Origin of the sequence: Apibacter sp. B3706 (assembly GCF_011082725.1) — a bacterium.
In the GTDB taxonomy this organism is placed as follows: Bacteria; Bacteroidota; Bacteroidia; order Flavobacteriales; family Weeksellaceae; genus Apibacter.
Window position 1 is genome coordinate 1,280,987 of the sequence record NZ_CP049715.1, and the last position, 12,902, is coordinate 1,293,888.

Sequence of the window (12,902 nt, forward strand, 5' to 3'; positions counted from 1 at the left end):
CCACTACATTTGGGATTTATATCTAAATTTTCTAAACGGGTAAAAACCGGTATATTCTTCTAAATTTAGGACGAAAGCTATTTTAAAAATGAAAGTTATTATCTCAATCAAGAAAAATATATTACAAACGAGTATTCATAAACTGAATTTAATTTTAAACGTTTAGAACTTATATTATATGGAAGCGAATAAGGATACTATTACTATATTTTTTTAAAAAACGGGTCTAACAATATGAAGACTTTATTTATAAATAATCTTCTATTTTTGCAGTTATTAATGTGGCATGAAAATTACATTATTATCGATTGGCAAAACCAATTCTAAAGAATTAGTAATTCTAATGGAAAATTTAGAAAAACGCTTACCCGCTTTCATTAAATTTGAACGCAAAGAATTGCCGGATGTAAAAAATTCCAAAAATCTTTCAGAAAATGAATTAAAAAATGCGGAAGCAGAGTCCATTCTTTCTTTTTTAGTTTCGGGAGATACACTCATAATTTTAGATGAAAAAGGCAAAGAGTTTACTTCAACTGAATTTTCATCATTTCTGGAAAAGCAAATGAATAATTCTGTTAAACATTTAGTTTTTTGTATTGGAGGAGCTTATGGATTTTCCGATAAAATTTATAATCTAAATCCTCAAAAACTAGCTTTATCCAAAATGACGTTTACGCATCAGATGGTGCGTTTGTTTTTCGTTGAGCAATTATATCGAGGCTTTAGTATTTTACAAGGAAAACCTTATCACAATGAATAATTATCTTAAATTAAAATGGTATGACATAGTTTTAGCTCTTATTTTATTTTTTTTGGGAGCTTTGGTACTAAGTCCTCTATTTTCAATTCTAGCTAAAAAACTACATACCAATCCCTACGTTTTTACCCCGATTCTAACTATTGGAAATTATCTAATTGTTTTTTTAGTCTATTATTTGGTGGGATTGAAACCCAGAAAAGAACGTTTTACAATCAGTTACTCACTTAAGAATAGTAAACTCTTCCCAATTGCCCTTTTGTTATTTTTTGGACAATATCTAGTTTCAGAATTTTTAACCGGATTAATACCTACTCAAGGCGGAATATTCGAAAAAATGTATAAAACCATGTCGTATGCCTTATTGGGTAATGCAGGTAATTATCCTATAATTACCTTTATATCGGTATGTATCGTTGCTCCAATTTTTGAAGAATTATTTTTTAGGGGATTTATTTTAAAGGGAATGCTCAATAATCAAATTAAACCACAAAAAGCTATATTAATATCCGCCTTAATTTTTGGAGGAATCCATATATTTCCTTGGCAAGCAGTTGGTGGAATTTTAGCCGGAATTGTCTTGGGAATAACTTTCTATAAAACAGGATCCCTACTTACCTGCACACTACTTCATTGCATTAATAATACGATAGGTTTTATATTTTTTATACGATATAAATCATTGGAATCACCCGAATTAGGTTTTAGTAATTTTACTCTGTTCATTGTTGGTATTATTATAATAGCTATATTTGGATGCATTTATATGAAATTAACAAAAAATCAATCATGGAAATCCTATTAGCTACACAAAACGAACATAAAAAAGCTGAAATAATTGAAATTTTACCCGAAAATTTTCAACTTAAAACCTTTGCTGATTATAATTTTGAAGGCGAAATCGAAGAAACAGGGACCACTTTCCGTGAAAATGCTTTTATTAAAGCTAAATTCGGATATGATTTAACTCATATACCTTGTTTTGCTGATGACAGCGGATTAGTAGTTGAAGCATTAAATGGAGAACCCGGAATCTATTCTGCGCGTTATGCAGGAACCGGATCTTTTGATGATAATATTTCTAAAGTGCTAAAAAGTATGCAAAATAATACCAATAGAAAAGCTTATTTTATAAGCGTAATCTGTTGGGTAAACAATGAAGAGGTTAAATATTTTGAAGGTAAGATTTTTGGTACTATTACTACTGAAATTAAGGGTGATGGTGGATTCGGATATGATCCTATATTCATTCCTGACGGATATTTGAAAAGTTTTGCAGAATTTTCACCTAAAGAAAAGAATATGATAAGTCACAGAGCTATTGCTTTACGAAGATTTACTAATTTTTTAAAGTTATATTAGTTAACTTCATACTGTAAATGATCCGTTATATTTTTTACTTTAATTTAAGCAATTACTGAATTTCATTTTCTTAGCATACGTTGATATTTCAATTAATGGAAAGATGCACAAGTCTTATGAAAAAATATTTCAATTATAATTTGATTTAAAAAAGTAGGATCATGAAAAAATATTTTCTGAAAATATGTCTTGCGGTATCTATAATTACCTCGGCTCAGAATTTAGAGATCGTTCCATTAGGAGTATACGGAGGAAGTGACGAAAGTAATCTTTCTTCTTATCTAATTGCTGAAGAAAAAACATTCAATTATTTAGCTTTGGATGCCGGAACTATTTATAGTGGTATTAATAAGGCAATTGAAAAAGGAACCTTTACCAATACTACAATTGAAAATGTATTAAAAGATAACATCAAAGGATATTTTATATCTCATGGACATTTAGACCATTTATCAGGAATGTTGATTAACTCTCCCGAAGATTCCTCCAAGCCAATTTATGCAAGTAAAGAAACCATTGAAGTTTTAAAAAATAAATATTTTACCAATGCTGCTTGGATCAATTTTGCCAATGAAGGCGAAAGTCCGATTCTAAATAAATATCAATATGTATACACAGAAATAGGAAATGCATTCCCTATTCTTAATACCCATTTAAAGGGTACGGTTTATGAATTAAGCCATGTAAAACCTCTTAAAAGCTCCGCCATATTAGTAGAAAATAATACTCGGGCAGTTTTATATTTTGGCGATACCGGAGCAGACAGAATTGAAAAATCCGATAAACTCAAAAAAATTTGGAACCTTATAGCTCCTAAAATTAAATCAGGAAAATTAAAAACCTTTCTGATTGAAGTTTCTTTTCCTAATTCTCAACCTGATGAATTATTGTTTGGTCATTTAACGCCCAACTTACTAAATGAAGAAATGAATAAATTAGCTCAATTAGTAGGAAAAAAAAATATGAAAAAGCTAACAATTATTGTTACCCATATCAAACCTAAAGGAAATCATGAACAAATAATTAAGGAACAATTAGTAAACAATAATCCATATTCTATCAATTATATATTTCCTCAACAAGGAGAGCGTATCATTTTGAAATAGTTGATAAAAATAAGAACCTCTTACATCTTTCTGAAAAAAATTTTTACAGTTTATTATTTCAAACATTTCACATTCTTAATCTAAACTTATTTTTGTGTTTTACCATCAAAAAGTTTATAAAATAAATTAAAACCAATAAATAAATTTATTTTAAAAATAAAAATTACAAATTATATTTACATTTAAGCTAATTTACTTTAATTTTACAAAAATTAATAAACAAAAAAAATGTGTGGATTTGTAGGAATTTTCGATTTAAAAGAAGCCGGTGAAACATTAAGGCCTCAGGCTTTAAAAATGGCAAAAAAAATTCGTCATAGAGGTCCGGATTGGTCCGGAATCCATTGCGATAAAAATGCAATCCTTGCTCATGAAAGATTATCCATCGTTGATATTGCTTCCGGTGGTCAACCCTTATATAGCAGCGATAAAAAATTGATATTAGCTGTAAACGGTGAAATTTACAATCATAAAGAAATTAGAAAGAAATTTGAAGGAAAATACGATTTCCAAACTTTATCTGACTGTGAAGTTATTTTAGCTTTATATAAAGAAAAAGGGGTTGATTTATTTGAAGATATTACAGGAATTTATGCCTTCGTTTTATATGATCAAGAAAAAGATGCCTATTTAGTTGGCAGGGATCATATGGGAATCATTCCTTTATATATGGGATATGATGAAAAAGGGCAATTTTATGTAGCCAGTGAACTCAAATCGTTGGAAGGAGTTTGTCCGGATATCAAAGAATTTGAACCGGGAAAATACTTATACAGTCCGGACGGAGAAATAAAAACTTGGTATCATAGAGATTGGATGAATTTTGATTCTGTGAAAGACAACATTTCTGACATTCAAAAATTAAGAAAAGGATTAGAAGATTCTGTACACAGACAGTTGATGTCTGATGTTCCTTACGGTGTTCTTCTATCCGGTGGATTAGACTCATCCATTATTTCAGCTATTGCAAAAAAATATGCAAGTAAACGAGTAGAAGATAACAATAATTCGGATGCTTGGTGGCCTCAACTGCATTCTTTTGCTGTCGGACTGAAAGGTGCTCCGGATTTGTTGGCAGCCAGAAAAGTGGCAGACCATATCGGGACCGTACATCATGAAATTCATTTTACCATTGAAGAAGCTTTAGATGCGATCAGTGATGTCATTTATCATATTGAAACCTACGATGTTACAACAGTTCGGGCTTCTACCCCCATGTACTTATTAGCCAGATATATAAAATCTATGGGAGTAAAAATGGTATTATCGGGAGAAGGATCCGATGAACTTTTCGGCGGATATTTATATTTCCACAAGGCACCTGATGCTCAAGCATTTCATGAAGAAACCGTCAGAAAATTAGATAAACTCCACCTTTACGACTGTCTTCGTGCCAATAAATCCTTAATGGCTTGGGGCGTTGAAGGGCGGGTTCCTTTCTTGGACAGAGAATTTATGGATATAGCCATGACTTTAAATCCTAAAGATAAAATGTGCGGAAACGGAAAAATTGAAAAGCATATTTTAAGAGAGGCATTTGAAGATTATTTACCAGAAGAAGTTGCTTGGAGACAAAAAGAACAATTTTCAGACGGAGTGGGTTATTCCTGGATTGATACATTGAAAGAAACGGCTGATAAAAAAGTTTCTGATAAACAAATGGAAAGAGCATCCGAACGCTTTCCGATTAATCCACCAATGTCAAAAGAAGAATATTGGTTCAGAAGCATATTTGAAGAACATTTCCCTTCTCAGGCAGCAGCACAAACGGTTCCTTCTGTACCTTCTGTAGCCTGTAGTTCTGCCGTGGCTTTAGAATGGGATGAAGCATTTAAAAATAACCCTGATCCATCAGGTAGAGCCGTAAAAACGGTGCATACTGATGCTATTTAGGTCAAAATTTCTCTTTTATGGCTTTTATTATTAATAATAAAAGCCATTCTATTCTACTACTATCCCATTTGGAAATAAGTTTTTCTTTTTTAGATAATTAAATATTTTTGGAAAAAAAATGCGTAAAAAGAGTTTTATCTTTAATTTTCTATTTTCTCTAACGGATTGCACAACATAATCACTTATGGTTTCTTGATTAAATACAGAAGCCGGAATTTTATTTTTTAAAGTTTTAATGGCTTCATTATAATTAGTTACTTTGCTTTGACTTAATGATTTTCCGTCATGGATTCTTCTATATTTGTATAAGGGTTGATTGAAATAATAAAAGCTATAATTTTTTACTGCAGATCTTGACCAGAAATCCCAATCTTCTGCATACGATAAAGTTACATCATAGCCTCCATTATCCTCCCATACCTTTTTTTTATAGATACTTGAATTGGGTAAAAAACATCCGCTATTTATTAACCGTAAACGGTTATATTTTCCTGATTTATTGTACCTGTTCTCACTTCCGAAAATTATATAATCTCCATACAGAATGTCAATAGTTGGATCATGAAGCATCGTGTGTAAGGCTTGATCATAATAATTTCCATTCATTATATCGTCCGAATCGAAAGGTAATATATATTGACCTTTTGCATTTTCAATACCCGTATTTCTTGCCCTGGCCACTCCTCCATTTTCTTGATTTATAATTGTATATTTTTCATTGTAATCTTCCAATATTTTTAAAGTTTCCGAATCTGTTGATCCGTCATTTATTAATATAACTTCATAAGGATATGAAAAATTTACCTCTTCAATACTTTTAATAGTTTCCTTCAAATAAATTCCTGAATTAAAAACCGGAACAACTATAGATAAAATAGGATTTTCTTTCATATTACAAAAGTAATTTTTTTATGGGATTGAATTTTATATTCCAAAAAAATAAAATTAAGATCATTACCATGACGATAAATTATCTGTTTTAGTGACCCTTAATTGTACTAGTTTTAAACACAATATACGTATGAATATTTTTACAATTGATTCATATACTTTATACTATCTTTTAGATTGTGCAATTGGTAAAATAAGGATAATCGGAACCAAGCTTTATTTAAAAAATTAGTTGAATGAACCATTTGACAAGGCTTGGTTTTTAAGAAATTTGATCAACGTTATAAATTTAAATAATTATCAATAAGCTCAATAAACGGGATCTATTGGGAAACTTTTGGCATTTTTTATAATGGATATTTTTTAACTCATGTCATGAATTTATGAGTAGAAAAAGTTTATATCTTATGTTAATATACTGATTTAAATTACGATAAAGTTTTCGAAATGATAGCATCTGAAAATCCTATTTTTTTATATATTTCCAATAATTTTTTGGCTGAATCATAACTACTTACTTTCCCGCTGGTATATATGTATAAATTGTTATCCGTTTTTTGTCTTATTACATTATTTAATCCCCTGAAAATAGCATCTCTTTCTCTGTATTTTTTAGGTGATACAAATAATTCAATGGTATAGTATAGACCGGTTACCACTTCTTTTTCATTAAATTCAACTATAGAAGCATCTGTAAACCCGGCTTCTTTGGCAATTTTTAATGTCGCTTCACTTTCAGATCGTAAATTGGTACTTCCTGCATAATATATATACATACCGTTTGATTTAACTATTTCAACATTTTTCATACCTCTAAGTTGTAAGGAATTCGGACTGTATCTGTTGAATGATGCTAAAAATTGTACTTTTAGTGATAAGTTACTGTCCACCGGTTTTTCAACAACTTGTTGAATTTCTTCCTCCGCTTTTTTCTCTGATTTTTTATCGTATTCTTTTTTATAACTTAAAAAAGCTTCGTATATATCTTTAGCTATAGTATTTTGTCCATCTTCTGAAGCTAAATATTGTCCTTCTTGAGGGTTAGAGATGAAACCGGTTTCAATTAATACTGAAGGCATGGCTGTTTGAACTAAAACCAAAAAGCCGGCTTGTTTTACTCCTCTGGAAAATCGATTTTCTTTTTTAAAATTATTTTCTACATAGCTGGCCATTTTCAAACTGTTTTCTAAATATATGTTTTGCATCAATGTGAGGCCTATTACCGATTCGGGTGATGAGGGGTTGAATCCTTCATAAGTCGTTTGATAATCTTTTTCCATATAAATAACCTCATTTTCCCTTTTTGCAACATCAAAATTATCTCTATTTCGATGAGCTCCCAGAACAAAGGTTTCCGTACCGTACGGGGCACTTTTAGGGCTTGAATTACAGTGTATGGAAATAAATAAGTTGGCTTTTCCTTTATTGGCAATATCTGCGCGGGTCATTAATGGAATAAATTCATCTGTCTTTCGAGTATAAATAACTTCTACATCTTTATTATTATTTTCAATCATGGCTCCAACTTTTAAAACCAATGAAAGATTTACATCTTTTTCATTGGCATAGGCTCCTCTGGCACCATTATCATGCCCGCCATGTCCGGCATCCAAAACTAAGGTAAAATCTTTTTTTTGTGAAGATAAAGAGCCGGTGAAAAAAATTAAAGTTATTAGTAGTATATTTTTTAAGTTAAATATTGTTAAAACTCTCATTAATTCTTTTTTTTGATTAATTTTGACAGCAAAATTTTTTCTGAATTTATATGCTTTGATCAATTCAAGTTTCAAATATAATATACTTTATTTATTTTTTCTAATTTTTAACATTCTCTTAGCACAGGAAAAAAGAGTTAAAACCCTTTCTGACACTGTAAAAATCCCTACTGATTCTATATCAGTTAATAAAGAAAAGCTTGAAAATATTGTGGACACTAAAGGGGATGAAATTCGTAATGTTTTTTCAAAAAAATTAACCTATCTGATCCATAATGCACAAGTCAGCTATCAGGATATGACCATTAAGGCAGATTATATTGTTATGGATTGGAATACCGGAGACATTTTAGCTCGTGGAAAAGTGGACAGTTTAGGAAGAATTATTGATAATATAAAATTTATTCAGGGAGGAAAAGAGTATGAATATACAGAAGCCCAATTTAATATGAATACTAAACAGGGTACGGCTTTTAATATTCGAACGGAAGAAGATGAAATGGCAATTATTGCTAAGAAAGCCAAAAGAATGAAAGATGAAGAATATTATATGAGGGGGGGATTTATGACTACGGATGAATATTTTAAAGCAAAAAAAGATTCTATTCCTGATTATGGTTTATCGACTAATAAAATGAAAGTTATTACCGGTAACAATCAAAAAACCATCATTGCAGGACCTACCACGATGTATATTGAGCAAGTACCGACTCCGTTCATTTTACCCTTTTTATATTTGCCTTCTACCGGCAGCAATCGACAGGCTGGGATTTTAATCGGAACGTTCGGTGAACGGCAAAATAAAGGATTTTATTTGGAAAGATGGGGAATTTATGTTCCCATTGGTGAATATTTGGATTTAGAAAGCCGTTTTGGATTTTATACTAAAGGAAGCTGGATGATCGATAATAGATTAAGATATTTGAATCGTTACAAATATTCCGGTAATTTAAATTTTATTTATGAAAAAAATATAAACAGTACCAAAGGACTGGATGATTATTCAGAAATTGAAAATTATCGTATTACCTGGTCTCATTTACAAGATGCCAAAGCTAATCCAAATTTGTCCTTTAACGCATCGGTAAATTTTATGAGTCAGAATTACTATAACAACAGCATATATAATCAAAATGCTTTACATGGTAATGTAAATAATAATCAAACATCATCATCAATTTCTTTGGTTAAAAGATTTAATAATAATCCCTTAACTATTTCACTTAATACCTCCGCTTCGCAAAATATTTCAACCGGTGATGTAACCATGGTACTTCCTAATGTAACGGTTACTATGCCTCAAATTTATCCTTTTAAACCTAAATCAGGACCTAAGAAAACCATTTGGCACAATATCTATATGGATTATAAAATGAATCTTCAAAATTCATTGAATACGTCTACTGATGATATGTTTACGTCAAAAATGTTTAAAAACTCTAATAACGGAATGAAAAATTCCACCAGTATTGGTACTACTTCCACACTTTTTAATTATTTTCAATTAGGTATCAATGGTAATTATAGAGAAATCTGGACTACAAAGACTATTAGAAGGGACTATAATGCTTCTACGGATAAGGTTGAAACATTTAATAAAGATGGATTTAAAACTTTCCGAACTTTTGACGGGTCCCTTAATTTAACAACGACTTTGTATGGTATCGCCAACTTTAAAAAAGGAAGTATGATTCAGGCAATCCGTCATATGATATCTCCTACGGTCAGTTACGGATATATGCCTGACTTCTCTAAAGATTCTTGGGGATATTACGGTACGTACACAGATAAAGATGGAAAAAAAGTAAAATATTCTTATTTTGAAGGAAATGTCATGGGTAATCCTTCCAATTATGAAAACAGTGCCATAAATATTTCTCTTGCTAACAATCTTGAAATGAAGGTTAGAAATAAAAAAGAATCCAACGGCTTTAAAAAGATAAAAATATTCGAATCTTTAAATATCAATACATCTTATAATTTTGCTGCAGATTCTTTGAAATGGAGTCCTATTAATGCTTCGGGTTCTTCCTCTTTATTTAATTCTAAATTACGTGTTAATTATGCCATGAGGGTAAATCCTTATAAAATAGTATTTGATACTCCCGAATCAACAGTAGGTCATGCTATTGATAAGTTTGGATATTTTACTATTGTCAGTTACACGATGGGATTGAATTTTTCTTTGGATGAATCATTATTTGGTGAAAAGAAAGTAATTAAATATAAGAAGCAAGGAACGGTTAGATATGAAAAATATTACTTTGATGATGAAAATTACGCCCATTTCGATATGCCTTGGAAATTGGACGTAGGATTGAATTATGCTTCTACAAAAGAATATAATAGAAATACTAATGTTTCTGCTACGGTAAATCTTTCGGGAGAAATTTCCCCTTCTCCGTATTGGAAAATTACTGCATCTACTAATTACGATTTGGAAAGTAAAGAATTCGGATACACTCGACTAGGATTTATGAGAGATTTGAGAAGTTTTAATATTAATTTCAATTGGGTTCCCATTTCTTCAAGTTATAACAAGACATGGAGTTTTTATATAGGAGTGAAAGCAGCCATATTAAAAGATGCTGTAAAATACGAGGCTAAAAATTTCAATGACAATGCAAGTTTTTAAAAAATTTGTATATTTAATTCATGATTAAAAAAATAATTAATACTGAAAAAGCTCCTGCAGCTATTGGGCCTTATTCTCAAGCGATTAAGGTTAACAACTTTTTATTTGTTTCGGGACAAATACCGGTAAATCCGCAAACTGGAGAAATTCCTGCTTCCATTGATGATCAAACTCATCAAGTTATGAAAAATATTGAAGCAATTTTAAGTAAAGCTAATTTAAATTGGAATAATTTGGTTAAAACTACCATCTTTCTTCAAAATTTATCTGATTTTGCCACGGTTAATGAAATATATGCTTCTTATTTTTCTGATGCATATCCGGCCCGTGAATGTGTACAAGTCTCAGCCTTACCCAAAAATGTTTTAATTGAAATTTCAGTTATTGCTACAGAATTATAAAACGAAATGATAAGAAATACTCTTGCAGTTATATCCGGGCTTTTAGTAGCCATTACAATAATTACTCTTTCTGTTATGATAAATTCTTATTGGATACCTTATAATTATAAAGGTCTTCCTATAGAATATTGGAGATCCATTGTTCGTACTGCTAAAGGCGAATTCTTTATAGCTTTATTAATTTCTTCCGGGATTGGTTCTCTCTTAGGTGGAATAGTTTGCGCTTTATTAGTAAAAACAGCAAAAACTGCTTATGCTATGTTGATAGGATTTATACTTTTACTAACTGCTATTATTTCTGTTTTTACATTTAAAGGACATCCCACCTGGTATATAATAAGTATGTTTTTTATATTTTTTCCATTCTCTTGGCTGGGGGCTAAAATAGTGGAATGGTTACAAAATAAAAAAATAATTGATTCACAAAAAAACAAGTAATTCTACATTCGTATAGTTTTCATTAACAGCTCCACTACTTCGTAAGCAGCCGGACATATGACCGTATTTTTTAAGGTTAATTTATTAATCTGATAGAATTTTTTACGATCCGTATGGGGATATTCTTTACATGCTTTTGGACGTACTTCATAGATGGAACAATAATTGGAACTGTCTAAAAACGGACAAGGCAATTGTTTAAATATCCAATCATTTTCTTCATCTTTATACAAATATTGATCTATAAAATCAATCGGTTTCATTCGTAAATATTTAGATATTCTTTCAATGTCTTTTTCCAAAAACAAAGGTCCGGTAGTTTTGCAACAATTAGCACATTGTAGGCAATCTATATGTGAGAAAATTTTATCATGAATTTCGATTAATTCTTGATCCAATTTTTTGGGCTTCTTATTTTTGAGTTTTTCTAAATATTTTTTGTGTTCTGAAGCTTTTTTTAATGCTTCGTTTTTATATTTATCTAAATCCATTAAACTTTTATGTATATTATTTAACTTAAAATATTAGCCCTTTTTAATTGAAAAAGGATGATATTTTTCTATCGTATCTCTTAGTTGTTGATTATCTAAATGGGTATATATTTCTGTTGTGGTAATACTTTCATGTCCCAGCATTTGCTGAATTGAACGTAAATCGGCACCATTTTTCAGTAACACCGTTGCAAAAGAATGCCTGAATGTATGGGGGGAAACTTTCTTTTTAATTCCGGCCTTTTCTGCAATATTTTTTATTATTATAAAAATCATTTCACGTGTTAGCTGCCCTCCTCTTCTATTTAGAAAAAGTATATCTTCACATTTAGGTTTCGGGTTTAAATGAATACGAATTGAGTCTTTATAAAGATTTATATATTTAATCGTCCAATCCGATACAGGTACTAATCTTTGTTTATTCCCTTTTCCGATAACTCTAATAAAATTTTCATCTAAATATAAATCGGAAAGTCGTAAATTAATTAATTCTGAAACACGAAGGCCACATCCATATAATGTTTCAATAATGGTACGGTTTCTCTCTCCTTCGGATTGGGATAAGTCTATTGACTGTATTATAGTTACTACTTCTTCATGGCTTAGCACGTCAGGAAGATATAGGCCAATTTTAGGACTTTCGAGCAATTCTGTCGGATTATCTTGCCTTTTTTCTTCTATTTGCAAAAATTTAAAAAAAGATTTTAATGATGATATTACTCGAGCTTGAGACTTGGCTGAGGAAGATTTTTTTGCAAAATCATATATAAAATCTTGAATTAAAAATCTATCTATAGTATATGGGGTAATGGACGTATCATGGTCGGTAAATTTTATTAGTTTTTTAATATCTCTTATATAAGCTAATTGTGTATTTTGAGAAAGGCCTTTTTCTAATAATAAATATTCTTGAAAATTATTTATTGCTAAGTTCCACTCCATGATAACAAAATTAAAATTTTATAAAAAAACTCTAATTTAATTTATTTAAATATTTTTCCTTATAACACAAAAGAAAATAATTAAATAAATTATTTATATCTAAGAATATCAAATCAAAAAAATTAAAAATTCTATAATTTATTATTCAATGCGTAATGATTTACATTTCTAAAATTTATTTAATTTAGCTATTTAAAATATTGAATTATTTAGAGACTTTTAAAGTCTTTACCCTTTGGTTTAGATAAATTTTTTTTAGCTATTATTTATA

12 protein-coding genes are annotated in these 12,902 nt (G+C 30.1%); 8 read left to right on the forward strand and 4 right to left on the reverse strand.

Annotated features, from left to right (window positions below; translation table 11 throughout):
* Positions 1 to 286: 286 nt before the first annotated feature.
* The 5 genes from rlmH (at position 287) to asnB (ending at position 5,118) form a co-directional block, all read left to right on the forward strand.
* A complete protein-coding gene (rlmH, locus tag G8C41_RS05780) occupies positions 287 to 760 on the forward strand; it encodes a 23S rRNA (pseudouridine(1915)-N(3))-methyltransferase RlmH (protein WP_160565515.1) in 474 nt (157 codons plus the stop codon).
* Positions 753 to 1,562, forward strand: coding sequence for a CPBP family intramembrane glutamic endopeptidase (locus tag G8C41_RS05785; RefSeq protein WP_166006646.1), 810 nt, complete (start codon positions 753 to 755; stop codon positions 1,560 to 1,562). The genes rlmH and G8C41_RS05785 overlap by 8 nt, the downstream gene beginning before the upstream one ends.
* Positions 1,547 to 2,119: an RdgB/HAM1 family non-canonical purine NTP pyrophosphatase gene (rdgB, locus tag G8C41_RS05790; RefSeq protein ID WP_160556342.1), complete on the forward strand. Its 573-nt coding sequence runs from the start codon at positions 1,547 to 1,549 to the stop codon at positions 2,117 to 2,119. The genes G8C41_RS05785 and rdgB overlap by 16 nt, the downstream gene beginning before the upstream one ends.
* 161 nt (positions 2,120 to 2,280) lie before the next feature.
* Positions 2,281 to 3,225 (forward strand): MBL fold metallo-hydrolase, encoded by a 945-nt coding sequence (locus G8C41_RS05795; RefSeq protein ID WP_166006648.1) that lies wholly within the window; start codon positions 2,281 to 2,283, stop codon positions 3,223 to 3,225.
* Positions 3,226 to 3,453: 228 nt separating this feature from the next.
* A complete protein-coding gene (asnB, locus tag G8C41_RS05800; RefSeq protein ID WP_166006649.1) occupies positions 3,454 to 5,118 on the forward strand; it encodes an asparagine synthase B in 1,665 nt (554 codons plus the stop codon).
* Between the two features lie 48 nt (positions 5,119 to 5,166).
* On the opposite strand, the gene G8C41_RS05805 is transcribed toward asnB, so the two are convergent.
* Both G8C41_RS05805 and G8C41_RS05810 read right to left on the reverse strand, forming a co-directional pair.
* Complete coding sequence (locus G8C41_RS05805; protein ID WP_166006651.1) at positions 5,167 to 6,009, reverse strand: glycosyltransferase; 843 nt, start codon at positions 6,007 to 6,009, stop codon at positions 5,167 to 5,169.
* Positions 6,010 to 6,437: 428 nt separating this feature from the next.
* Positions 6,438 to 7,724 (reverse strand): N-acetylmuramoyl-L-alanine amidase, encoded by a 1,287-nt coding sequence (locus tag G8C41_RS05810; protein ID WP_166006653.1) that lies wholly within the window; start codon positions 7,722 to 7,724, stop codon positions 6,438 to 6,440.
* A 55-nt stretch (positions 7,725 to 7,779) separates the two neighbouring features.
* Between G8C41_RS05810 and G8C41_RS05815 the strand changes: the two genes are divergently transcribed.
* From G8C41_RS05815 to G8C41_RS05825, 3 genes are read left to right on the forward strand one after another with little or no spacing between them, the layout of a single operon-like run.
* Positions 7,780 to 10,359 carry a putative LPS assembly protein LptD gene (locus tag G8C41_RS05815; protein ID WP_166006655.1) on the forward strand — a complete coding sequence of 860 codons (2,580 nt, stop codon included), beginning with the start codon at positions 7,780 to 7,782 and terminating at the stop codon, positions 10,357 to 10,359.
* 23 nt (positions 10,360 to 10,382) lie between these two features.
* Positions 10,383 to 10,760, forward strand: coding sequence for a RidA family protein (locus G8C41_RS05820; protein ID WP_221411740.1), 378 nt, complete (start codon positions 10,383 to 10,385; stop codon positions 10,758 to 10,760).
* 6 nt (positions 10,761 to 10,766) lie between these two features.
* Positions 10,767 to 11,198 carry a hypothetical protein gene (locus G8C41_RS05825; RefSeq protein ID WP_105297028.1) on the forward strand — a complete coding sequence of 144 codons (432 nt, stop codon included), beginning with the start codon at positions 10,767 to 10,769 and terminating at the stop codon, positions 11,196 to 11,198.
* Positions 11,199 to 11,200: 2 nt separating this feature from the next.
* On the opposite strand, the gene G8C41_RS05830 is transcribed toward G8C41_RS05825, so the two are convergent.
* Both G8C41_RS05830 and xerD read right to left on the reverse strand, forming a co-directional pair.
* Complete coding sequence (locus G8C41_RS05830) at positions 11,201 to 11,689, reverse strand: YkgJ family cysteine cluster protein (RefSeq protein WP_166006659.1); 489 nt, start codon at positions 11,687 to 11,689, stop codon at positions 11,201 to 11,203.
* A 33-nt stretch (positions 11,690 to 11,722) separates the two neighbouring features.
* Positions 11,723 to 12,631, reverse strand: a complete 909-nt coding sequence (gene xerD / locus G8C41_RS05835) for a site-specific tyrosine recombinase XerD (RefSeq protein ID WP_166006662.1) — start codon at positions 12,629 to 12,631, stop codon at positions 11,723 to 11,725.
* Positions 12,632 to 12,902: the final 271 nt, after the last annotated feature.